Genomic DNA, 25403 nt, shown 5'->3' on the forward strand with positions numbered 1-25403 from the left:
GTTTTTTGCGGTTGCCGAACATGTCTACAGCTCCATCCTGATGACAGCTTTTGCTTGGTGGGGGTATGACGTCAAGCATACCTTTACGGTCTAAGTTTGTATCGATAATTTACCGTGTCACTTGTGTTTGATCAGATTCACTTATTCGGCATGCGTACGGATTTCCGGACGTTGCCTTGCTTAATGTACGGCTAGCCGTTACCAATGCCGCACTGGTGTGAGCTAAGTCACTGATTTTAATGGTGCAGTCAGCAGGTGTCGAGCTGGCACGCATCGTGCAATACACATGCGGAGCCGACACCCGTAATCGGCCAATAAAAACACCACGGGATAGAGCAAAAACCACCATCCGGCAACGACCGGACGTCGTTGGGCCGCCCTGCAGCGGTGACAGTTGCAGGGCGGTTCACGGCCCCCGCCTTACTTCTCGATACTGCGCAATCTGGCCGCAGCTAGCCGGGTGTGATAGAACCATCGGATCTGTACACATGTTCCGGCAATTTATCGACATGATTATCTCCAGGATACGCAAGCCGCTGGTGTGGGCAAGCGTGCTGCTGCTTGTGGTGCTGCTGTTCAGCCTGATGACGTACCGGGTATCGTTCCGAGCCGGTAGCGAGCATTTGCGGGAGAGTGGCAACCGCCAGCTGGAGCTGCACGCGCGTGGCGTGGAAAGCGAAATCGAACGCTACATCTGGCTGCCGCGTTTGCTTGGGCTGCACACCCCGACGCGGCAATTGCTGCAGCAGGACAACCCTGGCATTCGTACCGAGACCGACCGTTTCTCTGGCTTGCGCCGTGAAGTCAACGAGTATCTTGACGGCATGAGTACGCGCAGCGGCACGCTGGCGCTGTTCGTGCTGGATAATAGCGGCCGTGTGCTGGCCGCCAGTAACTGGCGCCGTAGCAACAGCTCGGTGGGCGAGGACATGTCGCAACGCCCCTATTTCATCGAGGCCATGAATGGCGGCCAAGGCCAGTTTTATGGCCTGGACAGCCTGTCTGGCGAGCCGGGCTACTACCTTTCCAGCCCCTTGCGTATTGGCGATCGCATTATCGGTGTCGGGGTTGCCAAGGTGCGCCTCAGTCAGCTGGAACAGGGCTGGCGCAAGGCCAATTCCAACGCGCTGGTGACCGACGAAAACGGCGTGGTGATCCTGTCTACCGACCCCGACTGGTATCTGCGCGCGCTACACCCGATCAGCGCCGAGCGCCGCGAGCAGCTGGCGCGCAGCTTGCAGTACCACTGGTCGCCGCTGCCGGTGTTGAACCTGGCCGAGCGCGTTACGCTGTCGCCCGGCGTCGAGCAGTGGGGGGTGGGCGATGCGGCCAACCCGCTGCGCATCCACCGCTATCTGGTGCAATCGCGCACGCTGAACGACACCCGCTGGCAGCTGACCATGCTCAGTCCGCTCAATGATGTGCGCAGCGCGGCGCTGACCCACGCCATGCTGTCGGCCGCCGTGGTGGCGTTTTTGACCTTGCTGATCATTGCCATGAACGAGCGGCGCAAGGCGCTGGCCACCAAATTGGCCGCGCGCGAGGCGCTGGAGGCGGCCAACAGCGAACTGGAGCGTCGGATTACCGAACGCACCGCCGACCTAAAGGCCAGTAACGACCGTTTGCGCGCCGAAATCCGCGAACGCGAGCTGGCAGAAAAAAGCCTGCGCAAGACGCAGAACGAGCTGATCCAGGCTGGCAAGCTGGCGGTCATCGGCCAGATGTCCACCAGCATTGCCCATGAGCTGAACCAGCCGCTGGCGGCGCTGCGTACGCTGTCCGGCAATACGGTGAAGTTTTTGCAGCGTGGCGCCCACGACGTGGCGGCGGCCAACCTGCACACCATCGGCGAGTTGGTGGAGCGCATGGGCAAGATCACCGCCTCGCTGCGCTCTTTTGCCCGCCGTTCCGAGCACGCTGGCGGCAAGGCCAGGTTGGCTGCCGCCGTAGACGCCGCGCTGTTCCTGCTGCACCCGCGCCTTAGCCGCGAGCCGGTGCAGGTCACGCAGCAGCTGGACGACGTGGCGCTGGCCATCGATCAGACCCGGCTGGAGCAGATTCTGGTGAACCTGCTGGCCAACGCGATGGACGCGCTGCAAGGTCGATCGGAGCCGCAGATCGTGCTTAGCGGTCGGCAGGATGGCCAGCACTACGCCATTGCCGTAAGCGACAACGGCAGCGGCCTGCCGCCGCACGTGATGGAACACCTGTTCGAACCGTTTTTTACCACCAAGCCCGCTGAGCGCGGTCTGGGCCTGGGCCTGACGCTGTCGGCCAGCCTGGCCGCCGCCGCTGACGGGTCGCTGCGTGCCGGTACCTCGGCCAGCGGTGGTGCCGAATTCACCCTGACCTTGCCCCTGTACCAAGGGGAGGACGATCACCATGCATGACGATTTGACCGTATTGTTTGTCGAAGACGACCCGCACGTGCTGCTGGGCTGCCAGCAAGCTTTGCTGCTGGAAGATATTCCGGTAGTGGGCTGTGCCAGCGCCGAGCAGGCGCTGCAAAAAATCGAGGCCGGCATGATGCCGGGTATCGTCATCAGCGATATCCGGCTGCCGGGCATGGACGGCCTGACGCTGATGGATCGCCTGCTGCAGGTAGACCGCCAGCTGCCGGTGGTGCTGATTACCGGCCACGGCGACGTGGCGATGGCGGTGCAGGCGATGAAAGACGGCGCCTACGACTTTGTCGAAAAGCCGTTCTCGCCGGAAAAACTGGTCGATGTGGCGCGCCGCGCGCTGGCGCAGCGCCGCCTGACGCTGGAAGTGGCCAGCCTGCGCCGCCAGCTGGATGGCCGCCAGTCGCTGGAGCAGCGCATCATCGGCCGCTCCGACGGCATTCGCCGCCTGCGCGAGCTGCTGCTGAACGTGGCGGATACTTCGGCCAACGTGCTGATCCACGGCGAAACCGGTACCGGCAAGGAGCTGGTGGCCAGCTGCCTGCACGATTTCAGCCGCCGCAAGGACCACCAGTACGTGGCCATCAACTGTGGTGGCCTGCCGGAAAACCTGTTCGAAAGCGAGATCTTCGGCCACGAGGCCAACGCTTTTACCGGCGCCGGCAAGCGCCGCATCGGCAAGATCGAGCACGCGCACAAGGGCACGCTGTTTCTGGACGAAGTGGAGTCGATGCCGATCAACCTGCAGATCAAGCTGCTGCGCGTGCTGCAGGAACACAAGCTGGAGCGGCTGGGCAGCAACCAGGCCATTCCGGTGGACTGCCGCCTGATCGCCGCCACCAAGGACGATCTGGACGAGCTGTCGCAGCAGGGCAAGTTCCGCTCCGACTTCTACTATCGCCTTAACGTGGTCACGCTGGAGCTGCCGCCGCTGCGCGAGCGGCGCGAGGACATCCCGCTGCTGTTTGATTGCTTCCTGCAGCAGGCGGCGCTGCGTTTTGACCGCGAGCCGCTGGAAGTGGACCGCAAGACGCAAAGCCAGCTGATGGCGCACGACTGGCCCGGTAATGTGCGCGAGCTGCGCAACGTGGCCGAGCGCTACGCACTGGGGCTGCCGGTGTTCAAGGGCGGGGCTGGCGAGAGCGTCAACCACAGCTTGTCGGAAGCGGTGGAAGCCTACGAGAAGAGCCTGATCGTGGAGGCGCTGCGCCGTCACGGTGGCAATATGACGCAGGCCAGCGCTGCGCTGGGTACGCCCAAGACCACGCTGTTCGACAAGGTCAAGAAGTACGGCCTGCAACAAAGCTGACATTGCCCAGGCGTGCCGTTCGTGTGGTTGTCTGGTGCCGTGGCTGATGGCTAAGTGCTTGAAATGGCAGCTTCGCCTTCAGCCCGGCGTTGGTGTCTGTCGCTCGACCCGGTTATGCTTTGTAAATCAGCGCCACCCAATCTGGGCGGCGCTTTTGTTTTTATAAATCTGCCCTGCGTCACAATCCGCCATCGATAACCGTTTACAGGGCGGAGCATGACTGTTTCGCAGCACATTCTGCGTACCCTGCTGGCCATTTTGCTGCCGGTGGCGCTGGCATTGGCCTGGTTGCTGTATAGCGGCTGGCAAGCACAGCAGGCGGCAGTGCAAGGCCAGCTGGAAGCACTGGCCTTGCAGCAGCAAACCTTGCTCGACAAACAGCTTGCGCAAGGTCGGGCGGTGGCGCAGGCGATGGCTGCCAGTAGTTGGGCGCAAGCGCTGAACCCGGATGACTGCCCGTTGGCCGATATGCGGCAGGCGCTGCTGGGCGCCTATGGGTTCACCAATGCAGTAACGCTCAGTCAGCGTGGTGAGGTGGTGTGTTCGGTGCTGCCGGTAGATCGTGCTGCGGTACGTCGTGTTCGCCAGCTGCCACAACTGGTCAGCCTGCTGGCTCAGCAGCAAACGGCCGTCAGTGACCCGTTGCAGGCCCCCATTTCGCGCCGCCAGGTGATTGTCGTTTCCAGCCCGCTGCAGGGACGTGATGGCCGCTTGGCGGGGCAGTTGATCCTGGCCCTGGAGTTGGCCGCACTGGCCCAGGCGACGCCGCCAGCCGGCTTGCCGCCTTCGCTGGGCTGGCAGGTGCTGGCTGCGGACGGTAGCGTCATACTGGGGCAGGAGTTGCCGGTGGCGACGACGGGTGACCTGCTGCGGGTTATACGCCCGCTGCAACAGGCACCGTGGCAAGTGCAGGTCATGCTGCCTCATGACACGCTGTACCGGCTGCTTTGGCAGCAGGGCCAGCCATTGGCGCTAGCCATGCTGGGTGCGGTGCTGCTGGCGCTGCTGGCTGGCTGGCTACTGGCTCGCTACCAGTTGCGTAGTATTCGCGCGCTGACCGACTTTGTGCTGAGGGTAGGGCGCGGCGAGGCCAGCTTACGCATCCGCCCCCAGGGGCCGGCCGAGTTGCAGCTGCTGGGCAAGGAAATCAACCGCATGCTGGACGCGGCCGACTACGCCGAGTCGCGCTACCGCTTGTTGTTTGCAGCCTCTACTGACGGCGTGCTGGTGGTGAATGCGCAGATGACCATCCTGGCCGTCAACGAGCAGGGCGCCAGCATGTTTGGCTACAGCGTGGACGAGCTGACCGGCTTGAATGTGGATGTGCTGATACCGGAAGCCGCCCGTGCCGCCCATCGTCACGTGGCCACTGCCTACGTAGCGATGCCTGTTAGCCGCGCCATGGGGCACCGGCCTACCTTGCGCGGTGTTCGTCGCGACGGCAGCGAAGTGCTGGTCCAGATCACGCTCAGCCCGCTGCCGGCCGGCGGCGTGGCCGCCATCGTGCGCGACGTTAGCGAACGTCACCAGATGCAGGCGCGCATGCAGTGGCTGGCGCAGTACGATACGCTGACCAATCTGCCTAACCGCGCGCTACTGGCCGACCGGCTGGAGCAGGCCTTGCGCCGGGCGCAGTTCAACCTGGCGCCGCTGGCGCTGCTGCTGGTGGGGCTAGACCATTTCCGTTTGATTAACGACACCTGGGGCCATAGCCAGGGCGACCGCGTGCTGGCACAGTTTGGCCGCCAGCTGGCCGAGGCCTTGGGCGAGGGTTGGACGGTGGCGCGCGTCGGTGGTGACGAGTTTGCCGTAGTGGTGGAAGACGCGGCCGAGGCGCATCAGCTGCCCGGGGTGCTGGAAAAAGTGCGTCAGGTATTGCTTAGCCCATTACAGGCACAGGGCGGTAGCCGTCTGGTGGTGGGCGGCTCTATCGGTGTGGCGCTGTTTCCCGACGATGCTGCAGATGGTGGCGAGTTGCTGAAGGCAGCCGATGCAGCGCTGGAGCAAGCCAAGCTGCAGCAGCGTGGCGGCGTCCGCTTTTACAGTGAGCAACACACCCCTCGTTATCGTCAGGAGCTGGAGCTGGAAGCGGCGTTGCGTGAGGCGATCGCTGCCGATGTGTTGGTGCCGTACTTTCAGCCTATTGTGGAGGTGGCCAGTGGTAAGGTGGCTTGTGTAGAGGTGCTGGTACGTTGGCCGCAGGCGGGCAGCATGGTGGCGCCAGCGGCCTTTTTGCCGGTAGCCGAGGCTGCCGGCCTGCTACCAGGCGTGGAGCAGCAAGTGCGGCGCAAGGCCTTTGCCGCTTTGAGCGACTGGCAGCAGGCCGGGCTCTCGCTACAGCTGTCACTGAATGTGTCTGCCGCCGAGTTCGATAGCCCGCGCTTTGTCGACGAGTTGGCCGCACTGGTGATGGAGGCCGGATTGCAGCCCGCCATGCTGGTACTGGAGATCACCGAGGGGGCGGTGCTGGGCAATCACGATGCTGCACGCGCCCGCATGCAGCAGCTTCAGGCTGCCGGTTATCGCATCGCTATTGATGATTTCGGTACCGGTTACTCCAGTTTGTCCTACCTGCACGCGTATCCGTTCGATCGCCTCAAGCTGGACCGTTCCTTCGTGGCGCGGCTGTCAAGCGACGAGCGAGCACGCAAAGTCACCGCCGCCATCATCGCCATGGCGCACGAGCTGGGGCTAACGGTGATTGCCGAAGGGGTAGAAGAGGCGGCGCAGCTGGCCATGCTGCAGGATATGGGCTGCGATCAGGCGCAAGGCTTTCATTTGTACCGACCCTTGCCGGCCGGCGAGCTTGGCGTTTTGCTGCAAGCCGGTGCTGCCACCACCCTGGCTGAGGCCTAAGGGTTATCAGCGCCGGTTTTGCTGGCAGCGTGTTGCAGTGTTTGCAGTTTGGCCGCCGTGCTGTGCAACAGGCGAGCCTGCTGTAGCAATAGCTGGTGGTAGTCGGCCTGACGTTGGCTGCTGAGTAGCAGGCTGCCATTTTTCAAGCGCAATACCCAGCCGTCGGCAATCAGCTGCATGACCTTGCGTCTGACCGTTTCGCGCGGTACGCCGGTGGCTTCGGCTAATGAATGGATATTGGAGTAGGCGTAACTCGGGCCGTCTTGTCCGTGCCGGGCTTGTGCCACCGGATGTCGGCTATGGATTTCGGCCAGTAGATAGGCTTTGATCAGGTCGCCGTCAAACAGTGCCAGCTGTGCCCGGCCCTGCGTGGTCAGCAAGTGGTTGCTCAATGCCGCCACGCATAGCGGGTAGTTGCTGCCGGTGCCATGCAGGCATTGTTCCGGCAGCTGTTCCTGCTGCACGCAAGCAGGGTAGCTGCAGCTGCTGGCACCTTGCCAGGGGAGTCGGTTCATGGTGGTATCCGTTTGCTGGGTGACCATGTGCAGATCACGCTGCTGCAGTGTAAGCGTCTTGCGTGAAGGCCTTCTTAATCTGGGTCATGAATGCAGATGATGGCGCGGCTTTTTGTTGCCTGACCTGTGTTGGTGCGCGGCCGGATCTTCAGGCGGTTGGCGGCTGCTTGGCTGGCAAGGTGGCAGTTGTCTTAATGCTGGAGCGGGCGCGCTGCGGCAGGGGGCAATATGGATGGGCGCTAGCAATTGTTGCTGACCTGCACGACTGCAGGTGCTGCGATGCGGCAGATTGTGCTGCTGGGTGGTTGGGCTTTTTTGTGCAGTGGGTATGGGCTTTGCTCTTGATGTAGTAAATTCGGATAAAAAAATACCCCATTTTATATCTTGATCAGTAACTTCTATCGAAAGGTTACATCATGAAGCGCATTTTGGCCATAGCACTGCGGCGCTGGGACACAAAAACAGCAAACAATGCCCAGCAGTGGCACCTGCCCAGCACCAGCCACACGCCATGCTGGCCTGATCTGAAAAAGCATGGCGATGGTGCTGGCTTGCTGCTGACTGCAAGTGCTACGTCTTTGCCACGTCGGCGTCTGCTTGCCCTGGGCGCTGGCGCTGTTGGGCTGGCTTTGCTGCCGTCTTGTGCCCACTCGCAGCCCGCGCCGCCGGGGCCGGGCATGACAGCTTCGGTCACTTACCTGCACCTGCTGGCAAAGACGCCCATGTTCCGCGACATGAGTCGCGAGCAGTTGCAATGGGTGATCGACCACTCCCGCGAGTGGGCTGTGGCGCCTGGCGCCCTCATCGCCAGTAGCGAGCGTGGTATGGACCGCTTCTGGACGCTGCTGGACGGCGGCTGGCAGCTGGAACACGACGGGCGGGTTTATCCGTCCGGGCATGCTGACCCCGGCAAATGGTACGGCGGACGCGAGATGACAGCGCTGGCGCTGGGGCCTAACCGCCTGCTGGCTACTACGCGCAGCTATGTGATGGAGATCGAGCAGGCGGCGCTGGATGACATGCTAAGGCGCGGCATACCGCTGGGTCCGCACTTGCGGGCGGGTCTGGATTTTTATCGCAAGCTGGCGCGTTAAGCCAGCTTACTGTCGTTGTCATTCAGTCAAGGAGAAACATCATGCACATGGCGATGGTGATAGGCAGCGGTGTGCTGCTGCTGGTGGTGTTCGTGTTGTTCGGCTGGTTATGGGGTGCCAGCCACGCTGGCATGGCACTGGCCGCGAAGATGTTTATTCCCGTATGGCTGTTACTGGCCGTTACCAATATGTGGGTAGGGGTGACCCATGCCGGTTATACCGTGCGCCAAGAGTTGCCTATCTTTTTGCTGGTGTTTGCCGTACCCGCGGCCGTGGCAGCTATCGCCGCATGGCAACTGTCGAGGAGCTGAAACGATGGCTGTTGAAGGAAGTGCAGGCAATCTGCTGCAGGTGGTGAGCCTGTTGGGCGCCGCGGTCATCGCGGTGCCTCTGTTCAAGCGTCTTGGCTTTGGGGCGGTCTTGGGCTATCTGGTCGCTGGCCTGGTCATCGGGCCGTTCGGTGTCGGCCTGTTTACAGATCCGCAGGTGATCCTGCATACCGCCGAGCTGGGCGTGGTCATGTTCCTGTTCGTGATCGGTCTGGAGATGCGTCCTTCCCATTTGTGGATGCTGCGACGATCCATTTTTGGTCTTGGCAGTCTGCAAGTGGTGGTGTGCGGAGCCTTGCTGACGCTAGTAGGGCTGGCGTTCGGTTTTTCGTGGCAGGTTTCGTTGATCAGTGCCATGGGCTTTGTACTGACATCTACCGCCATCGTGATGCAGTTATTGGGTGAACGCGGCGACCTGGCAGCGCCGCGAGGCCAGAAGATCGTTGCCATCTTGCTGTTTGAAGACCTGTTGATCGTACCCTTGCTGGCATTGGTGGCGTTCATGGCACCGCAGGCCGCTGGCGAGATGGCGGTGTCTGCAACAGAGCGCTGGATCTCGGTGGGTGTGGCGTTGGCCGCCATCGGCGTGTTGGTGGCGGTTGGCCTGTGGTTGTTGAACCCGCTGTTTCGCGTGCTGGCCAATGCCAAGGCGCGCGAGGTGATGACGGCAGCTGCATTGCTGGTGGTGCTGGGTTCGGCACTGCTGATGCAGCTTGGCGGCTTGTCCATGGCGATGGGGGCCTTCCTCGCCGGGGTGTTGTTGTCGGAGTCCACCTTCCGTCATCAACTGGAGGCCGATATCGAGCCGTTTCGCGGCTTGCTGCTGGGCCTGTTCTTTCTGGGTGTGGGCATGTCGCTGGACCTGTCAGTAGTCATGCGTAACTGGCCATTGATCGTGTCTGGTGTGTTGTCACTGATGGCGGTGAAGGCGCTGTGTATCTACGGCGTGGCGCGGCTGGCGAAAAGTTCGCATGCAGATGCGCTGGACCGTGCTGTATTGATGGCGCAAGGGGGCGAGTTTGCCTTTGTACTGTTTGCCGGCGCACTGGCGGCGGGCGTGATAGACCCGATAGTCAATGCCAACATGACGGCAATTGTGGTGCTGTCCATGGCACTGACACCCTTGTTCGTGTTGTGCCACAAGCGTTTTGTGCGGCAGGCTGAAGCCTCCATGGCTGGCGTGGAAGCAGTCACAGACTGCAAAGCCAGCGTCCTGATTGTGGGTTTTGGCCGTGTCGGGCAGATTGCCAGCCAGGGGGTGTTGGCGCGTGGGGCTTCGCTGACCATCATCGATAATGATACCCAGGTGATACGTGACGCGCAGTCCTATGGCTTTAAGGTTTACTACGGCGACGGTAGCCGTGCCGACGTGCTGCATGCAGCAGGTGCCCACAGCGCCAGCGCAGTACTGGTCTGCATTAACGACCGAGCTGCCGCGACACATATTGCCGAACTTGCCAAGCTGGCCTGTCCGCAGGCACGCATTCTGGTTCGCGCATTTGATCGTGAGCATGCCCTTGAGCTGGCTGCAGCCGGCGCCGACTTCTTTGTGCGCGAGACTTTCGAGTCGGCCATGCTGCTTGGGCGTGAGGCCGTCATTGCGACGGGTGCAAGTAGCGAAGAAGCTGACGAGATCATGGTTGAGGTACGCCGGCGCGATGCCGACCGCTTTGACCTTGAGCTGGCTGGCGGGGCGTTTGCCGGGCGTGCGCTGTTATTGAGCAATGTCGTTGCCAAAGACGATGCCGGTGCATAGCCTGCTGCCACTAGGTTGTGACTGCCCGGTTTTGTCATTCAGGTGCGCGTACTGAGCCGGCTGGGCGTTTTGTACTGCAAATAAAAAAAGACCAGCCCGGTCCAGGGGCTGGTCGCAAAATCCTGGTGATGCCAGGGAGAGAAAAAGGGTAGCGCTTACTTGGCCGGTTTCTTGAAGATGCCCAGTGCCACGGCGGTCAGTGCGGTGCCGGCAGCCAGGGCCACCAGGTACATGCCCAGGTTGGTCACGGCGTTGGGGATGGGCAGCACGAACACGCCACCGTGCGGCACGCGCAGTTCGCAACCGGCGGCCATCGAGATGGCACCGGCCAGCGCGGAGCCGGCCACCAGCGCCGGAATCACGCGCAGCGGGTCTTTGGCGGCAAACGGGATGGCGCCTTCGGTAATGAAGGAGATGCCCAGTACGCCGGCAGCCTTGGCGCCTTCGCGCTCGTCGGCGCTGAAGCGGTTCTTGAACAGCAGCGCGGCCAGTGCAATGCCCAGCGGCGGCGTCATGCCGGCGGCCATCACGGCGGCCATCGGTGCGTACACCTGGCTGGCCAGCAGGCCGGTGGCGAAGGTGTAGGCGGCCTTGTTGATCGGGCCACCCATATCAAAGGCCATCATGCCGCCCAGGATCATGCCCAGTGCCAGCGCGCTGGAGCCCTGCAGGCCTTTCAGCCAGTCGGTTACCGCGCCCAGTGCGGCGGCCACTGGCTGGCCCAGCACGTAGTACATCAGCAGGCCGACGATGGTGGTACCCAGCAGCGGCAGGATCAGTACCGGCTTCAGGCCGTCAAAGTTGCGACCCAGCTGGATTTTCTCGTTCAGGTACTTCACCGCGTAACCGGCAATGAAGCCCGCCACGATGCCACCCAGAAAGCCGGAGCCGATGGAGCCGGCGATCATGCCGCCGGCCATGCCGGGGGCGATGCCGGGGCGGTCGGCGATGGAGTAGGCGATGTAGCCGGACAGGATGGGTACCATCAGCGCAAACGAGGCCTTGGCGCCGATATTGAACAGCGTCCAGCCCAGCGTGCCCTTGAAGGCGTCTTCGTAAACGTAAATGCCGCCCAGCGCAAAGCCCAGCGCAATCAGCAGGCCGCCGGTCACCACGAACGGCAGCATGAACGACACGCCGGTCATCAGGTGTTTGTAGGCCGCGCTGCGCTCGCCGCTCTTGGCGCCGCTGGCCGGGGCCGCTTCGCTTTGCTGTGCCTCCGCGCTGGCAGCCTGGTGCGGGCGGGCTTCAGCCTGCGCGCGTTTTACCAGTGCAATGCCGTCGTTGATGGCGGCCTTGGTGCCGCTGCTGTACAGGCGTTTGCCGGTAAAGCGGTCCAGGTTCACCTGGGTGTCGGCGGCGATGATCACCAGGTCGGCAGCGGCGATATCCGCTGCGGTCAGCGTGTTTTGCGAGCCGACCGAGCCCTGGGTTTCCACCTTGATCTCGTGGCCCAGCGTGGTGGCGGCCTGGCTCAGGCCTTCGGCGGCCATGAAGGTGTGGGCAATGCCGGTGGGGCAAGAGGTAATGCCGACGATGCGCAGTTTGCCAGCGGCAGCGGGCGCGGCAGCCGGGGTGGCGCCGAGGGCGGCGCTGATCACGCCGGCGGCGTTGGCCAGTACGGCGTCCAGGTTGGCCGCATGGCTGGCACGGCCGTTGAGGCGACCGGTTTCGGCGTCGCCTTCGGCAATGACGATGACGGCGTCGGCCGCTGCCAGCTGCGCCTCGTCCAGACGGCCTTGCACGCCCTGCGCGTGGCGCAGTTCGATGCTGATCTGATGCCCGGCTTGCTGGGCGGCCTTGCGTAGCGCTTCGGCTGCCAGCTGACCCTGCGCTACCCGTTGCGGGCAGGCAATGATGGCCATGATGTTCGACATGTTTACTCTCCTCAGTGTGCCGCTTTGGCGGACTGGTCTGGTCGTGCGTGCTGTTATGCCCGGCGCCCTGGCGGGGCCGGGGTGTTACCGTGAATCAATCCAGGGCGTTGACGCTGATGCGGCGCGCCAGGCGGCGCACTTCGCCGGTGTCCGGCAGGTGCGGGCCGATATGCGCCAGCTTGGCGGCGGCAAAGGCCATGCCCAGGCGTAGCACTTCCGGCCACGCCGGCGTCTGGCCGGGGGCGGTGGCGTGCAGCGCGGCCACCAGGCCGGCTACCAGCGCATCGCCGGCGCCAACGGTACTTTTCAGGTTATCCAGTTGCAGCGGCTGGGCCTGCCAGCAGCCTTGCTCGCAGCACAGCAGCGCGCCGGCGCTGCCCAGCGACACCACCACCACGGCGATGCCGCGCTGTTGCAACTGACGGGCAGCGGCCACGGTGGTGGCCACGTCCGGCAGCGGCTGCCCCAGGTACTGTTCCAGCTCGTGCTGGTTGGGCTTGATCAGCCACGGCAGCGCGTCCGGCGGCAGGGCCAGCGCCTGTTGCAGCGCCGGGCCGCTGGTGTCCAGCACCACGCGGGCGCCCAGCTGGCGCAGCTGGCGGGTGTATTGCGCCCAGCAGCCGTCGTCCACGCCGGCGGGCAGGCTGCCGGCCAGCACCACCAGGCTGCCGTCGTCCACTTGCTCGTCCAGCAGCAGCTGCAGCTTGGCCAGCGCGCCAGTAGAGGGCTGGATGCCCGGCAGGTTGATGTCAGTGGTGTCCAGCGTGGCGGCGTCCACCAGCTTGATATTGGTACGGGTGCTGCCGCCAACGCGGATGAAGGCGTCGCGGATGCCCTTGTCGGCAAACAGGTCTTCAAACGGCGTGGTGTTGTCGCGGCCCAGCAGGCCGCTGGCCACCACCGGCACGCCCCAGTCAGCCAGGCAGCTGGCCACGTTGACGCCCTTGCCGCCGGCGTTGACGTGTACCTCGCTGGCCAGGTTGACGGCGCCGGTGCGCAGCAGCGGCACGGTGACGGTCTGGTCCAGCGCCGGGTTCAGCGTCAGGGTGATGACGGGCTGGCTCATGCCTGGGCTCCCTGCAGCGCGCGCACTTCAGCGGCGCTGTCGCAACCCAGCGCGGCCTGGGCCAGCGCTTGCAGGGCGGCCAGGTCGGCGGCGCGGATGCTGGCTTTGGCAGCCGGGATGTCACGCGGGCTCATCGACAGCTCGGACACGCCCAAGCCGGTGAGGATGGCGGCGCCCAGCGGGTCGCCGGCCATGCCGCCGCACACGCCTACCCAGCGGCTGTGGGCGCGGGCGCCGGCCACGGTTTGCGCGATCAGGCGCAGCACCGCCGGGTGCAGGCTGTCGGCTTCGGCGGCCAGCTCCGGGTGCTGACGGTCGATGGCCAATACGTACTGGGTGAGGTCGTTGGTGCCGACCGAGAAGAAGTCCACGTGTTCGGCCAGGCGGTCGGCCATGGTGGCGGCGGCCGGCACTTCCACCATGATGCCCAGCGGCACCACCGGCGCGTTCAGCTCGGCGCGTACCTGCTCGCACTGGGCGCGCAGCAGTTTCACTTCGGCCAGCGTGCTCACCATCGGGAACATGATGGACAACGGACCGTGGGCGGCGGCGCGGTACAGCGCGCGCAGTTGCGGCAGCATCAAGTCCGGGCGGCGCAGCAGCAGGCGCACGCCGCGTACGCCGAGGAAGGGGTTTTCTTCGTGCGGCAGGTTCAGGTAGGGCACCTGTTTGTCGCCGCCGATATCCAGCGTGCGGATCACCAGCGGGCGGCCTTCCAGCGCGGCCAGCATGGCGCGGTAGGTCTGGTATTGCTCTTCCTCGTCCGGTGCGCTGTCGCGCTCCAGGAACAGGAACTCGGTACGCATCAGGCCCACGCCTTCGGCGCCGGCTTGCAGCGCGGCGGCTACTTGTTCCGGGCGGTTGACGTTGGCCGCCACTTCCACCTGCTGGCCGTCACGGGTGCGGGCCGGTTGCTGCGCTTCGCGGGTGGCTTGCAGCAGCTTGTCGCGCTGGGCCTGTTGCCACTGGCGGGCGCTGGCCAGGTCGTCGTCGCCGGCGTTCAGGTACACGGTGCCGCTGTCGCCGTCGACGATCAGCGTGGTGCCGTCCTGGATGTCCATCACCGCGCTGCCGGCGGCGACCACGGCCGGCAGGTCCAGCGTGCGGGCCAGGATGGCGGTGTGCGAGGTGGGGCCGCCTTGGGCGGTGACCAGCGCCAGCGTTTGTTTCGGGTTCAGCGTGGCGGTGTCGGACGGTGCCAGGTCGGTGGCGATCAGCACTTCGTTGTCGCGCTGAGCGTCTTTGCCGGCGTCCAGCGCCAGGTCCGGTGCCAGCTTGGCCAGCACGCGGCGGCCAACGTCGCGCAGGTCGGCGGCGCGGGCGGCCAGCAGCGGGTTGCCCAGCGCGGCCAGGCGGTCGGCCAGGCGCTGCACCGCTTCGTGCCAGGCCCAGGCCACGCCGTGGCCTTCTACCATCAGCTGGCAGGTGAGGGTGATGAGGTCGGTGTCGGACAGCAGCTCGGCCTGCGCCAGGAAGATGCCGCCTTCGGTCTTGCCCAGGCGGCGGGTGGTGTCGTCGGCCAGCCCCTGCAGTTCGCTGCGGGTGGCGGTGAGGGCGGTTTCCAGCAGGTCGCCGTCGTAGCCCAGCGTGGCGGGTACGTCCGGCACCACAATCTGTTGCGCTTTCAGCACGCGTGCCTGGCCAATCACCAGGCCGGGGCTGGCGGTAATGCCGCGCAGCGCCAGCAGCTTGCCGGACGGCTGCCAGTGTTGGCGGTTGGCCTTGGCGGCGGCTTTGGCGGCGGCCTGGGCGTCGGCCACTTCTTGCGCGGTGAGCTGGTTGGCGATAGTCAGCATCGCCTGCAGCGCAGCGTCGGCGTCCGGGCCGTCGGTGGACAGCTGTAGCGTGTGGCCGTGCTCGGCGCCCAGCTGCAGCAGGCTGATCATGTTCTTGGCGTCGGCCACTTCATTGCCGTTGCGCACCTGTACGGTGGCGGCAAAGCGGCGTGCTTGCTCGCTCCACGCGCGTGCCGGGCGGGCGTGCAGGCCGTTGGGGTAGTTCAGCTGCCAGCTGGCGCTATGGGCCAGGTCGGTGGCCGGCGCGGCGGGGGCGGCAGGCGCGGCGGCGCTGTCGTCCAGCGCAGCGATCAGGTCGTGCGGGTTGGACGTGGCAAACAGCTGTGCCAGGCGGCTTTCGTCCTGCAGCAGGCGGGTGAGGCGGCGCAGCAGGGCGATGTGTTCGTCGGACTGGGCGGCAATGGCAATCACCAGGTGCACGCGCTGGCCGGGGTTCCATTCCACGCCTTCCGGCACTTGCAGGATGGCAATGCCGGTTTCGCGGATCAGGTGGCGGTCTTCGATCATGCCGTGCGGAATGGCAACGCCGTGGCCGAGGAAGGTGTTGGCAACGGTTTCGCGGCGCAGCAGGCTGTCGATATAGGCCGGGTCGATACGGCCAGCTTTGGCCAATAACTGGCCTGCAGCCTTGATTGCACTGGTTTTTTCCTGCGCCTGGGCGCCAAGCTGGACCAGGTCTGCGCGGATGATCTGAGTGGACATGGGGTGCTGTCTCCGGATTATTTGTGTGTTGCCGTGTGGCGCAATTGAAATCGATCCCAATTTTTGTGTCAATATTTGTGTCAGCTTTGGTGGTACCATTTCACCACAACATTGCGCCAGCCCAAGGTTGGCCGCATGAAATCGATTCCGGAGCATGCAATTGGCAAAGATCAAGGATGTGGCAGAAGCGGCGGGGGTGTCTCCGTCCACCGTTTCGCGGGTGCTGTGTAACGGCCCGGTCAGCGACAAGGTACGCAAGCGCGTGGAAGAAGCGATGCGGCAGCTGGACTACCGCCCCAACCTGGCGGCACGGCGCCTGCGCTCGCAACACACCGACACCATCGGCCTGATCGTGTCGGACATCCGCAACCCGTTCTTTACCGCCGTCAGCCGTGCGGTGGAGGACGAGGCCTACCGCAACGGCATGCGGGTGATCCTGTGCAATACCGACGAAAACCCCGACAAAGAGGCGATGTACCTGCGCCTGATGCAGGAAGAGCGCGTGACCGGCGTGATCTTCGCGCCGACGCGGCAGACGGTGGCCAGCCTGGATCCGGCGGCGCTGGGCTTTCCGGTGGTGATGATCGACCGAGCCGGCCGTGACGTCACCACCGACGCGGTGGTGCTGGACAACCGCCGCGCCGCCGCCACGCTGGTGGAGCACCTGCTGGCGCAGGGCTACCGCGATATCGCCGGCGTGTTCGGCAATACCAGCAGCACCGGTATGGAGCGCCACGCCGGTTTTGCCGAGGCCATGCAGCAGGCCGGCCTGTCGGCGCCGGCGCAGTTTGTGGCGCCCAGTGTGGAAGCGGCCGAGCAGGCGGTGCTGGCGATGTTGGCCGCGCCGCAGCGGCCGCGGGCGCTGGTGGTCAGTAACGGCGTGCTGATGCTGGGCGCGGTGCGGGCGCTGAAGTCGGCCGGCCTGCACTGGCCGCAAGACGTGGCGCTGGCCGGTTTTGACAATGATGTGTGGACCGAGCTGCTGGGCGACGGTCTCACCGTCATCGAACAGCCGGTAGGCGAGATCGGCCGCGCGGCGATGGCCATGCTGCTGGAGCGGCTGGACGACGCCGAGCGCAGCCCGCGCATCGTGGTGCTGCAAGGCAAGCTGCTGGCGCGTGGTAGCAGCGCGCCGGCCTGTTGACGCGCAAGGCCTGTACCTCCTGGTACGGGGGCATACGACCCCTGTAAAGCAACACCCCCGCACGGCATGGGCTGGCGGGAGGGGTGTTTTGTGCTGCGGCCATCGTTGGCCCCGTCGCGTCAGTCTGCGGTATGGTGCCGCGCCAGCAGCTGCTGGAAGGCGGGCAGGAAGTCTGCCTGCACGTAGGGCTTTAGCAGTGCCAGTACTTGGCGCACGCCGCGGTGGCTGGATGCCTCGTTGATCGGCGACGTGGGGCGGGCGGTCTGCTCGAAGGCAAACCAGAACTTCACTACCAGCCAGATGTTGACCGATACCGGGCCGATGTCGTCGAGGTCCATCTTCAGCAGGCCCAGGCGGATGAACTCGCGGAAGTGGCCTTCCAGAATGCCTTGCAGCTCGCCGTTGACGAACTGGTGGTAGTCGGTTTGCATCTGCGGGTTGCGCGCCATCAGCCCCGGCAGGTCGTAAAACATGAAGCGGAACTGCCACATCGCGTCAAAGGCGGTTTCCAGGTAGTTCACCAGGTCGTCCACCTTCATGGTGCCGTCGGCCGGCACCGCCAGCCGTTCGCTGATGAAGCGGCGGTAGCTGAGGAAGATCTGGTAGACGATCTCTTCCTTGTTGCGGAAGTGGTAGTACAGGTTGCCCGGGCTGATGCCCAGGTGCGCGGCGATGTGGTTGGTGGTGATGGTGCGTTCGCCGTGCTCGTTGAACAGCTTCAGGCTTTCCTGAACGATGCGGTCGTAGGTCTTGATCCGGGTCTTGGGCATGATTCAGTCGGTGTCGGCTTGGGGGTGTTGGCTGTCTTCGGGGAAGCAGGCAAACAGGAAGCGGCGCAGGATGGCCTGCTCGGCGCGCTGGCGCTCGCGCGGGGGCAGGGCGATGCGCACGATCAAACGGTATTCTTTTTCGCTGGTGGGTTGCAGCGCAATGCGCGGCTCCACCGATGGCGTATCCATCAGCAATTTGTGTTCCAGCATGGCCATGTGGCGGCGGGCGTCGTCCAGCCACGGCGCGCACACGTCGGCAGCAATCTCCTGCAGCAGGCGTTCGGCACGCGCTGGCCGCACGCTGTACGGCAGCGGCACGTTGACGATGTGCATCACGAAATCGCCGGTGAAATTTTCGCGTACTACCGACTGGGTCAGCAACAGGCTGTTGGGGAAGGTGACGGCCTTGCCGGTAAGCTGGTGCGAGTCGTGGCGCGGGCCGATTTCGATCAGCGTGGTGCCCAGCATGGTGATGTCCTGCACCCGGCCGCGCATGCCGCCGATCTCGATAATGTCGCCCAGCTCGTAGCTATTGGTGATGGAGCGCACCAGGCCGCCGCCCAGACACATCAGCAGCTCCTTGGTAGCCACCACCAGCGCGGCGGCGAACGCCACCATCGACAGCGCGATGGTTTGCAGTTCGCGCGCCCAGATGATGACGAAGCCTGCCAGCCCGATGATGATCATGGCGTTGCGTACGTTGATCGCCCAGCGCCGGCGCGTATCTACCGGCACCTGCGGGTTGGCCGCAATGGTGCGTACGATGCTGGCGTGCACCAGCAACAGCACCAGCACCAGCACGGCCGAGCGCAACAAGTCGGCACCGTAGCTTTGCAAGATGGGGGCAAGCCAGGCGGGCATGGGGAGGCTTCCTGTCATCAGTCGTTCAGTTTCACCGCGTGTTCACGGGTTTCGTGGAACACGATGTCCGGCCAGCGTTCCTGCGTCAACGCCAGGTTGACGCGGTTGGGCGCCAGGTAGGCCAGGTTGCCGCCAGCGTCGGTGGCGATGTTCATCACTAGCGCGTTGGTGAATTCGTCCAGCTTCTTGCGGTCGTCGCAGCTGAACCAGCGTGCCGACCAGATGCTGCACGACTCGAACACCGCGTCCACGCCGTATTCGGCCGCCAGGCGGCTGGCCACCACTTCAAACTGCAGCACGCCCACAGCACCCAGGATCAGGTCGCCGCCGCTGTGCGGCTTGAACACCTGTACCGCGCCTTCTTCGCCCAGCTGTTGCAAGCCTTTTTGCAGCTGCTTCAGCTTCAGCGGGTTCTTGATGCGCACGCTGCGGAACAGTTCCGGCGCAAAGAACGGAATGCCGGTAAAGGTGAGGTCTTCGCCTTCGGAGAAGCTGTCGCCGATCTGGATATTGCCGTGGTTCGGGATGCCGATGATGTCGCCGGCAAACGCTTCTTCCACGATTTCGCGGTCGTGCGACATGAAGGTCACCACCGACGAGGCGGCGATGTCACGGTTCAGGCGCAGGTGCTTCATTTTCATGCCGCGCTCGAAACGGCCGGAGCACACGCGCAGGAAGGCGATGCGGTCGCGGTGTTTCGGGTCCATATTGGCCTGGATCTTGAACACGAAGCCGGAGAACTTGCCTTCTTCCGGCGCCACGTCACGGCTGGTGGCATCGCGCAGTTGCGGTGCCGGCGCCCAGTTGATCAGTGCGTCCAGAATCTCGCGTACGCCGAAGTTGTTGATGGCGGAGCCGAAGAACACCGGGGTCAGCTCGCCGGCCAGGAATTCTTCCAGGTTCCAGTCGTTGGAAGCGCCCTTGACCAGTTCGATCTCCATACGCAGCTGTTCCATTTCCAGCGGGAACAGTTCGTCCAGGCGCGGGTTGTCGATGCCCTTGATCACTTCGATGTCGCTCACCAGCTTCTCGCTGCCGGCTTCGAACAGGATGACTTCGTCGTTCAGCAGGCTGTACACGCCGCGGAAGGTCTTGCCCATGCCGATTGGCCAGGTAATCGGCGCGCAGCGGATCTTCAGGATGCTTTCCACTTCGTCCAGCAGCTCCAGGCTGTCGCGCACTTCACGGTCGTACTTGTTCATGAAGGTAACGATCGGCGTATCGCGCAAGCGGCACACGTTCAGCAGCTTGATGGTCTGCTCTTCCACGCCCTTGGCGGCGTCGATCACCATCAGTGCGCTGTCCACGGCGGTGAGCACGCGGTAGGTATCTTCCGAGAAGTCCTGGTGACCCGGGGTGTCCAGCAGGTTGACGGTGTGTTCGCGGTAGTCGAACTGCATCACCGACGACGCTACCGAGATGCCGCGCTGCTTCTCGATTTCCATCCAGTCGGAGGTGGCGAACTTGCCGCCTTTCTTGCCCTTTACCGTGCCGGCCATCTGGATGGCGCCCGAAAACAGCAGCAGTTTTTCGGTGAGGGTGGTCTTACCGGCGTCAGGGTGGGAAATGATGGCGAAGGTGCGGCGCTTGGCAACTTCTTCGGCAATGCGGGTCAGTTCGGCGGACATGGATGCTCGTCTGGTAAAGATTCGGAAAAACAGGCGATTGTACTGCATTAAGGGCTCGCCATAGAAGCCGCGTCTGCCCTTGCGGCCAACCTTTTGCCGCCTGTCGCCTCGTATTTGCAGTGCAACACGGTACAATCTGGCTTTCGGATGTAAGCGGAGCCCGCAGAATGTTTACCGGTATCGTGCAAGGCATGGCCACCGTGGTGGCGGTGGAAGAGAAAAACCAGTTCCGTACCCACAAGGTACGCCTGCCAGCGGCGCTGCTGCCCGGGCTGCAGATCGGCGCCTCGGTGGCGCACAACGGCTGCTGCCTGACCGTGACCGCCATCGACGGCGACGTGGTGAGCTTCGACCTGATCGCCGAAACGCTGCGCCTGACCAATCTGGGCCGCCTGCAGGCCGGCGATGCGGTAAACGTGGAACGCGCCGCCCGCTTTGGCGACGACATCGGTGGCCACAGCATGTCCGGCCACATCATCTGCACCGCGGCGGTGAGTGAGGTGCTGACCAGCCCCGATAACCGCACGCTGTGGTTCACGCTGCCGCGCGAGCTGATGAAGTACGTGCTGAAAAAAGGCTATATCGGCGTGGACGGTTGCAGCCTCACCATCGGCGACGTGCGTGACGACGGCTTCTGCGTCAACCTGATCCCCGAAACACTGCAGAGCACGTTGTTGGGCGTACGCCAGGTGGGCGACGTGGTGAATATCGAGATCGACCCGCAAACCCAGGCCATCGTCGATACCGTGGAGCGTGTATTGGCCGCACGCGGCGCTTGATTGCCGGGCGGGTAGCCCCATCTATAAATGAATTACTCCTGCATGGCGCGCGGCGCCATGCTCCATAGCAGCCAGGCGCGCCGCAGGCGTGCGGGAAGGACGACACAATGAGCATTGCCCCGATCCAGGAAATCATTGCCGACATCAAGGCCGGCAAGATGGTGGTGTTGATGGATGCGGAAGACCGCGAAAACGAAGGCGACCTGGTGATGGCCGCCGAGCACGTGACGCCGGAAGCCATCAACTTCATGGCCAAGCACGGTCGCGGCCTGATCTGCCTGACGCTGACCGAAGAGCGCTGCAAACAGCTGAACCTGCCGATGATGGCCACCAATAACGGCACCAGCTTCGGCACCAACTTCACCGTGTCTATCGAGGCGGCTGAAGGCGTGACCACCGGCATCTCCGCTGCCGACCGCGCCCACACCACGCTGGTGGCGGTGGCGCGCGACGCCCGCCCCACCGACATCGTGCAGCCGGGCCATGTGTTCCCGCTGAAAGCGCAAAAGGGCGGCGTGCTGGTGCGTGCCGGCCATACCGAAGCCGGTTGCGACCTGTCGCGCCTGGCCGGGCTGGAGCCGGCGTCGGTAATCTGCGAGATCATGAACGACGACGGCACCATGGCGCGTCTGCCGGAGCTGCTGGAGTTCGCCAAGGAACACAACCTGAAGGTAGGCACCATCGCCGACCTCATCCACTACCGCAGCCGCACCGAGTGCTTTGTGGCGCAGGTGGGCCAGCGTCTGGCCGACACCCCGTTCGGCACCTTCCAGTTGCACGTGTTCCAGGACGTGCTGACCCGCGCCACCCACCTGGCGCTGGTGTGCGGCCAACCGCGTGCCGACAAGGAAACGCTGGTGCGTGTGCACGAGCCGCTGTCGGTGATGGACCTGCTGGACCCGCTGTCCGGCAAGCACAGCTGGACCATTCCGCATGCGCTGGAAGAAATCAGCGAGCGCGGTTGCGGCGTGGTGATCCTGCTGCATCGCCCGGAATCCGGCGAAGACCTGCTGGGCCGTGCGTTGCCTGACAAGGCCGAAAAAGGCCCGCGCCAGCGCTGGGATAGCAAGACCTTCGGTATTGGCGCCCAGATGCTGCGCGCGCTGGGCGTAGGCAAGATGAAGCTGATGGCGTCGCCGGTGAACCTGCCGTCGATGACTGGCTTCGGTCTGGAAGTGACCGGCTTCGTGCAACCTGAACACGTGCACGTCGATTTGGATTAAAATGTCGCCCTTTACCGATTTGGCTGTCGCCGCAAGGAGAACCGCATGCTGGACCAAGTAAACCGTATCGCTCCCGACCTCTCCGGCAAGGGGATGAAGATCGGCGTCGTTATGTGCCGCTTCAACGAACTGGTTTGCCACGGTCTGCGCGATGCCTGCCTGGCCGAGCTGCAAGCGCTGGGCGTGGCCCCCGCCGACGTGACCCTGGCTACTGTGCCGGGCGCGCTGGAGGCCCCGCTGGTGCTGCAAACCATGGCAAAAACCGGCCGCTTTGACGCGCTGATCGCGCTGGGCGCGGTGATCCGCGGCGAGACCTATCACTTCGAGCTGGTATCCAACGAATCCGGCGCGGGCATCACCCGCGTTGGCCTGGATGCCGGCATTCCGATTGCCAACGCCATCCTCACCACCGAAACCGACGAGCAAGCCGAAGTGCGCATGTCGGTGAAGGGCCGCGAAGCCGCCCAGGTGGCCGTGGAGATGGTGAATCTGCACAAGGCCCTGCGCGGCTGATTGCAAGCCGCGTACGTTCTTTAGTTACAAGGAAGCTGTAAATGAAAACTGCCCGCCGCCGCGCCCGCGAGTATGCCGTTCAAGGCATCTACGAGTGGCAGCTGAATGCCGACCGCCCGGCATCGCTGATCGAAAAGCACCTGCGTGAAAACGATTACTTCGCCAAGGCTGACGAAGCGCTGTTCCGCGAGATCCTGTACGGTGTCCTGCGCGACCACGCCGAGCTGTCCAAATACCTGGTGCCGTACTACGAGCGCGACGCCAGCGAAGTGAGCCCGGTAGAGCGTTCGGTGATGCTGATGGCGGCTTTCGAGCTGGTATCGCACCCGCAGACGCCGTGCCCGGTGATCATCAACGAAGCCATCGAAATCGCCAAGACCTTCGGCGGCACCGACGGCCACAAGTTCGTCAACGGCGTGCTGGACAAGCTGGCGGCCGACGTGCGCCAGGAAGAAGTCCAGGCCATCCGCAGCCGCCGCCAGGCGGACTGATTCGCGCAGCCTGCGGGCTGTGTTGCCAGAGCCCGGTTTAGCCGGGCTTTTTTATTGCCTTGCTCGTGGCGTGTGGCTGTGGCTTGAGGTCTCCCCGGATGCGCCTGCGGCTTATCCGGGCTACGGTGTTGTCCGGGTGTGGGTTTGTTCCGCCGGATGCGGCAGTGGCTTGCTGTTTCCCCGGATGCGCCTGCGGCTTATCCGGGCTACGGTGTTGTCCGGGTGAGGGTGGGGCAGGGTTGTTCAAGGTTGGCCGCAAGCAGGCTTGCGGCCCAGTGTGGTGATGACGGCATGACCGAATTTGATTTGATCCGGCAGCATTTCACCCGCGCCGCACCCAATGCGGTGCTGGGTGTGGGGGACGATGCGGCCATCGTGCGGCCAACCCCGGGGTGCGACTTGCACGTGTCCACCGACATGCTGGTGGAAAACCGCCATTTCTTTGCCGATGTCTGCCCCGAAGCGCTGGGGCACAAGGCGCTGGCGGTGAATTTGTCCGATATGGCGGCGATGGGCGCCACGCCGCGCTGGGTAACGCTGGCGCTGGCGTTGCCGGTGCTGGATGCCGCTTGGGCGGCTGCGTTTGCGCGTGGCTTCTTTGGCCTGGCGGCCGAGCACGGCGTTAGTGTAGTGGGGGGCGATACCACCCGTGGCCCGCTGACGCTATCGGTGACCATCTTTGGCGAAACGCCGCACGGCCAGGCCTTGCGCCGCGACGCCGCGCAGCCGGGCGACGATATCTGGGTGTCCGGCCAGCTGGGTCTGGCGGCGGCGGCGCTGCAGCAGCGTTTGTCGGGCGCCAGTTTGGCGTTGCCGGACGATTGTCTGCGCAAGCTGGAGCGCCCGCAGCCGCGGGTGGCGCTGGGGCGCGCCTTGCTGGGTGTGGCGCACGCGGCGCTGGACGTGTCCGACGGCTTTGCGGCGGACTTGTCGCATATCCTGGCGCGCTCCGGCGTCGGCGCCGAGGTGTGGGCGGCAGCGTTGCCGACGCACCCGCAGCTGGCGGCCGAACGCGCGCGCTGGCTGCCGGCCATTGCCGCCGGGGGGGACGATTACGAGCTGTGCTTTACCGCCGCGCCGGCGCAAGCGGTGGCGGTGGAGGCGGCTGCTGCCGCGGTGGGGGTGGCGGTGAGCAAGGTTGGCCGCATTGTGGCCGGTAGCGGTTTGCGGCTGCTGGATGCCGGCGGCCAGGCCATCACGCTGGAAAGGTTGGGTTATGACCACTTTGCCTAAGCCGGACGTGCGCTTTTTGCTGCGCCACCCGGCACACTTTCTGGCGCTGGGTTTTGGCAGCGGCTTGATTACCCCGGCGCCGGGTACCTGGGGCAGCATTGCCGCCTTGCCGCTGGCAGCGGGTTTGCACTTGGCCGGTGTGCACGGCGTGATGCTGGCCTGGCTGGCGTTGCCGCTGTTTGTGCTGGGGGTGTGGGTGTGCGACGTTACCGGCCGCGCGTTGGGTGTGGCCGATAGCGGCCACATCGTGTGGGACGAAATCGTGGCCATGTTGCTGGTGCTGGCGGCAGTGCCGGCAACGCCGCTGGCGTGGTTGGCCGCTCTGTTGGCGTTCCGCGTGTTCGATATCGTCAAGCCGTGGCCGATACGCTGGCTGGACGCCCGCGTGCACGGCGGCTTCGGCGTGATGCTGGACGATGTGGTGGCGGCGCTGTTTGCCGTTATCGTGCTGCAGCCGGTGTTGCCGTATTTGCCGGCTTGATAGCTGGATGTAAGGCGCAAGGGCGGCCACGCGTGGCCGCCCTTGTTGTGTTGCCAACACGTAAAAAACCCAGCCGGCGCTTAATGCCAGTCAGTTAGGCGGATATGCTTGGTTTTCAAGTGGCAGGACGTGAGTGAAGCACCCCATCCCGTTGGCGCGAGCCGGTCAAAATGGATCGCCCCAGGTTTTAAGACGCCGATTTGTTTGAGCCCCGAGCCGTTAGCGAGGGGCGAGTTCGGCGGCGCCTGGGGCGTGCCATTCTGACCGGGGTTTCGAGCAGCCCCGGGTTGCGGGGGAATGAAAAGGGGGCGGCAATCCGCCCCCTTTCCCGTCTGCCGGGCGGAACCGGCATCTAATCATCGTCCGCAGAGCGGACACACTAGCGTACTTCAACGCAACAAACCCCCCAAACCAAAAAAATGCCAGTCAGCGTTAACTGACTGGCATTGCGGCCGGATGTAGCGTCGCGCGCATTTTGGCACATTTTCACGCCGCTTTTGTCACCCGCCGCGCTGGTCGCTTCGCTAGGGTATTGGCACAGCCAGGCTGCGCCACGGCCTAGAACAATCCTCCCATTG

General features: G+C 64.2%; 21 protein-coding genes. 13 read left to right on the forward strand and 8 right to left on the reverse strand.

The features are described from left to right. Positions 1–488: 488 nt before the first annotated feature. The 3 genes from ACK4FZ_RS12365 (at position 489) to ACK4FZ_RS12375 (ending at position 6567) form a co-directional block, all read left to right on the forward strand. On the forward strand, positions 489–2390 hold the full coding sequence (locus ACK4FZ_RS12365; protein WP_409821347.1) for an ATP-binding protein: 1902 nt from the start codon (positions 489–491) through the stop codon (positions 2388–2390). Next, the gene (locus ACK4FZ_RS12370) at positions 2383–3711 is read left to right on the forward strand and encodes a sigma-54-dependent transcriptional regulator (protein WP_409821349.1); all 1329 of its coding nucleotides are present in this window, start codon (positions 2383–2385) and stop codon (positions 3709–3711) included. Before ACK4FZ_RS12365 ends, ACK4FZ_RS12370 begins: the two co-directional genes overlap by 8 nt. 216 nt (positions 3712–3927) lie before the next feature. Continuing rightward, entirely contained in the window at positions 3928–6567 is a 2640-nt protein-coding gene (locus tag ACK4FZ_RS12375) for an EAL domain-containing protein (protein WP_409821352.1), read from the forward strand. Here the strand turns inward: ACK4FZ_RS12375 and ACK4FZ_RS12380 are convergent. Then, complete coding sequence (locus ACK4FZ_RS12380) at positions 6564–7082, reverse strand: hypothetical protein (protein ID WP_409821355.1); 519 nt, start codon at positions 7080–7082, stop codon at positions 6564–6566. The two genes, ACK4FZ_RS12375 and ACK4FZ_RS12380, sit on opposite strands and share 4 nt — an antisense overlap. A gap of 677 nt (positions 7083–7759) precedes the next feature. On the opposite strand from ACK4FZ_RS12380, the gene ACK4FZ_RS12385 reads away from it, so the two are divergent. From ACK4FZ_RS12385 to ACK4FZ_RS12395, 3 genes are read left to right on the forward strand one after another with little or no spacing between them, the layout of a single operon-like run. Next, positions 7760–8176: a hypothetical protein gene (locus ACK4FZ_RS12385; RefSeq protein WP_409821357.1), complete on the forward strand. Its 417-nt coding sequence runs from the start codon at positions 7760–7762 to the stop codon at positions 8174–8176. Between the two features lie 41 nt (positions 8177–8217). Then, a complete protein-coding gene (locus ACK4FZ_RS12390) occupies positions 8218–8487 on the forward strand; it encodes a hypothetical protein (RefSeq protein ID WP_409821360.1) in 270 nt (89 codons plus the stop codon). Between the two features lie 4 nt (positions 8488–8491). After that, positions 8492–10261 carry a monovalent cation:proton antiporter-2 (CPA2) family protein gene (locus ACK4FZ_RS12395; protein ID WP_409821362.1) on the forward strand — a complete coding sequence of 590 codons (1770 nt, stop codon included), beginning with the start codon at positions 8492–8494 and terminating at the stop codon, positions 10259–10261. Positions 10262–10416: 155 nt separating this feature from the next. Here the strand turns inward: ACK4FZ_RS12395 and ACK4FZ_RS12400 are convergent, their stop codons facing one another. From ACK4FZ_RS12400 to ptsP, 3 genes are all read right to left on the reverse strand, one after another. Continuing rightward, positions 10417–12138 (reverse strand): fructose-specific PTS transporter subunit EIIC, encoded by a 1722-nt coding sequence (locus ACK4FZ_RS12400; RefSeq protein WP_409821365.1) that lies wholly within the window; start codon positions 12136–12138, stop codon positions 10417–10419. Positions 12139–12232: 94 nt separating this feature from the next. Next, complete coding sequence (gene pfkB / locus ACK4FZ_RS12405) at positions 12233–13204, reverse strand: 1-phosphofructokinase (RefSeq protein ID WP_409821367.1); 972 nt, start codon at positions 13202–13204, stop codon at positions 12233–12235. Next, positions 13201–15702: a phosphoenolpyruvate--protein phosphotransferase gene (gene ptsP, locus ACK4FZ_RS12410; protein WP_409821370.1), complete on the reverse strand. Its 2502-nt coding sequence runs from the start codon at positions 15700–15702 to the stop codon at positions 13201–13203. The genes pfkB and ptsP overlap by 4 nt, the downstream gene beginning before the upstream one ends. Before the next feature lie 160 nt (positions 15703–15862). Here ptsP and ACK4FZ_RS12415 point away from each other — a divergent pair, with 160 nt between their 5' ends. Continuing rightward, a complete protein-coding gene (locus tag ACK4FZ_RS12415; RefSeq protein WP_409821372.1) occupies positions 15863–16846 on the forward strand; it encodes a LacI family DNA-binding transcriptional regulator in 984 nt (327 codons plus the stop codon). Between the two features lie 119 nt (positions 16847–16965). On the opposite strand, the gene ACK4FZ_RS12420 is transcribed toward ACK4FZ_RS12415, so the two are convergent. From ACK4FZ_RS12420 to ACK4FZ_RS12430, 3 genes are read right to left on the reverse strand one after another with little or no spacing between them, the layout of a single operon-like run. Next, positions 16966–17616, reverse strand: a complete 651-nt coding sequence (locus ACK4FZ_RS12420; RefSeq protein WP_144373568.1) for a TetR/AcrR family transcriptional regulator — start codon at positions 17614–17616, stop codon at positions 16966–16968. Between the two features lie 3 nt (positions 17617–17619). After that, positions 17620–18477, reverse strand: a complete 858-nt coding sequence (locus ACK4FZ_RS12425) for a mechanosensitive ion channel domain-containing protein (protein WP_409821376.1) — start codon at positions 18475–18477, stop codon at positions 17620–17622. 17 nt (positions 18478–18494) lie between these two features. Continuing rightward, positions 18495–20105, reverse strand: a complete 1611-nt coding sequence (locus tag ACK4FZ_RS12430; RefSeq protein WP_409821378.1) for a peptide chain release factor 3 — start codon at positions 20103–20105, stop codon at positions 18495–18497. A 167-nt stretch (positions 20106–20272) separates the two neighbouring features. Between ACK4FZ_RS12430 and ACK4FZ_RS12435 the strand changes: the two genes are divergently transcribed. The 6 genes from ACK4FZ_RS12435 (at position 20273) to ACK4FZ_RS12460 (ending at position 24825) form a co-directional block, all read left to right on the forward strand. After that, entirely contained in the window at positions 20273–20884 is a 612-nt protein-coding gene (locus ACK4FZ_RS12435; RefSeq protein ID WP_409821380.1) for a riboflavin synthase subunit alpha, read from the forward strand. Between the two features lie 107 nt (positions 20885–20991). Then, the gene (ribBA, locus tag ACK4FZ_RS12440; RefSeq protein WP_409821382.1) at positions 20992–22107 is read left to right on the forward strand and encodes a bifunctional 3,4-dihydroxy-2-butanone-4-phosphate synthase/GTP cyclohydrolase II; all 1116 of its coding nucleotides are present in this window, start codon (positions 20992–20994) and stop codon (positions 22105–22107) included. Between the two features lie 45 nt (positions 22108–22152). Next, the gene (ribH, locus tag ACK4FZ_RS12445) at positions 22153–22620 is read left to right on the forward strand and encodes a 6,7-dimethyl-8-ribityllumazine synthase (RefSeq protein ID WP_409821384.1); all 468 of its coding nucleotides are present in this window, start codon (positions 22153–22155) and stop codon (positions 22618–22620) included. A gap of 41 nt (positions 22621–22661) precedes the next feature. Further along, a complete protein-coding gene (gene nusB, locus ACK4FZ_RS12450) occupies positions 22662–23111 on the forward strand; it encodes a transcription antitermination factor NusB (RefSeq protein ID WP_144373574.1) in 450 nt (149 codons plus the stop codon). A gap of 291 nt (positions 23112–23402) precedes the next feature. After that, entirely contained in the window at positions 23403–24344 is a 942-nt protein-coding gene (gene thiL, locus ACK4FZ_RS12455) for a thiamine-phosphate kinase (RefSeq protein WP_409821386.1), read from the forward strand. Continuing rightward, complete coding sequence (locus tag ACK4FZ_RS12460) at positions 24328–24825, forward strand: phosphatidylglycerophosphatase A (RefSeq protein WP_409821387.1); 498 nt, start codon at positions 24328–24330, stop codon at positions 24823–24825. The genes thiL and ACK4FZ_RS12460 overlap by 17 nt, the downstream gene beginning before the upstream one ends. A 379-nt stretch (positions 24826–25204) precedes the next feature. On the opposite strand, the gene ACK4FZ_RS12465 is transcribed toward ACK4FZ_RS12460, so the two are convergent. Beyond that, on the reverse strand, positions 25205–25403 hold a 199-nt coding region (locus ACK4FZ_RS12465; protein ID WP_409821389.1), incomplete at its 5' end, for a hypothetical protein.

Origin of the sequence: Vogesella sp. (assembly GCF_046297735.1) — a bacterium.
GTDB lineage: Bacteria > Pseudomonadota > Gammaproteobacteria > Burkholderiales > Chromobacteriaceae > Vogesella > Vogesella urethralis.

What these genes read in the sequence shown, in the direction of transcription:
- ACK4FZ_RS12365 (WP_409821347.1), top strand. Translation starts at nt 489, where the DNA reads ATGTTCCGGCAATTTATCGACATGATTATCTCCAGGATACGCAAGCCG.
- ACK4FZ_RS12370 (WP_409821349.1), top strand. Translation starts at nt 2,383, where the DNA reads ATGCATGACGATTTGACCGTATTGTTTGTCGAAGACGACCCGCACGTG.
- ACK4FZ_RS12375 (WP_409821352.1), top strand. Translation starts at nt 3,928, where the DNA reads ATGACTGTTTCGCAGCACATTCTGCGTACCCTGCTGGCCATTTTGCTG.
- ACK4FZ_RS12380 (WP_409821355.1), bottom strand. Translation starts at nt 7,082, where the DNA reads ATGAACCGACTCCCCTGGCAAGGTGCCAGCAGCTGCAGCTACCCTGCT.
- ACK4FZ_RS12385 (WP_409821357.1), top strand. Translation starts at nt 7,760, where the DNA reads ATGACAGCTTCGGTCACTTACCTGCACCTGCTGGCAAAGACGCCCATG.
- ACK4FZ_RS12390 (WP_409821360.1), top strand. Translation starts at nt 8,218, where the DNA reads ATGCACATGGCGATGGTGATAGGCAGCGGTGTGCTGCTGCTGGTGGTG.
- ACK4FZ_RS12395 (WP_409821362.1), top strand. Translation starts at nt 8,492, where the DNA reads ATGGCTGTTGAAGGAAGTGCAGGCAATCTGCTGCAGGTGGTGAGCCTG.
- ACK4FZ_RS12400 (WP_409821365.1), bottom strand. Translation starts at nt 12,138, where the DNA reads ATGTCGAACATCATGGCCATCATTGCCTGCCCGCAACGGGTAGCGCAG.
- pfkB (WP_409821367.1), bottom strand. Translation starts at nt 13,204, where the DNA reads ATGAGCCAGCCCGTCATCACCCTGACGCTGAACCCGGCGCTGGACCAG.
- ptsP (WP_409821370.1), bottom strand. Translation starts at nt 15,702, where the DNA reads ATGTCCACTCAGATCATCCGCGCAGACCTGGTCCAGCTTGGCGCCCAG.
- ACK4FZ_RS12420 (WP_144373568.1), bottom strand. Translation starts at nt 17,616, where the DNA reads ATGCCCAAGACCCGGATCAAGACCTACGACCGCATCGTTCAGGAAAGC.
- ACK4FZ_RS12425 (WP_409821376.1), bottom strand. Translation starts at nt 18,477, where the DNA reads ATGCCCGCCTGGCTTGCCCCCATCTTGCAAAGCTACGGTGCCGACTTG.
- ACK4FZ_RS12430 (WP_409821378.1), bottom strand. Translation starts at nt 20,105, where the DNA reads ATGTCCGCCGAACTGACCCGCATTGCCGAAGAAGTTGCCAAGCGCCGC.
- ACK4FZ_RS12435 (WP_409821380.1), top strand. Translation starts at nt 20,273, where the DNA reads ATGTTTACCGGTATCGTGCAAGGCATGGCCACCGTGGTGGCGGTGGAA.
- ribBA (WP_409821382.1), top strand. Translation starts at nt 20,992, where the DNA reads ATGAGCATTGCCCCGATCCAGGAAATCATTGCCGACATCAAGGCCGGC.
- ribH (WP_409821384.1), top strand. Translation starts at nt 22,153, where the DNA reads ATGCTGGACCAAGTAAACCGTATCGCTCCCGACCTCTCCGGCAAGGGG.
- nusB (WP_144373574.1), top strand. Translation starts at nt 22,662, where the DNA reads ATGAAAACTGCCCGCCGCCGCGCCCGCGAGTATGCCGTTCAAGGCATC.
- thiL (WP_409821386.1), top strand. Translation starts at nt 23,403, where the DNA reads ATGACCGAATTTGATTTGATCCGGCAGCATTTCACCCGCGCCGCACCC.
- ACK4FZ_RS12460 (WP_409821387.1), top strand. Translation starts at nt 24,328, where the DNA reads ATGACCACTTTGCCTAAGCCGGACGTGCGCTTTTTGCTGCGCCACCCG.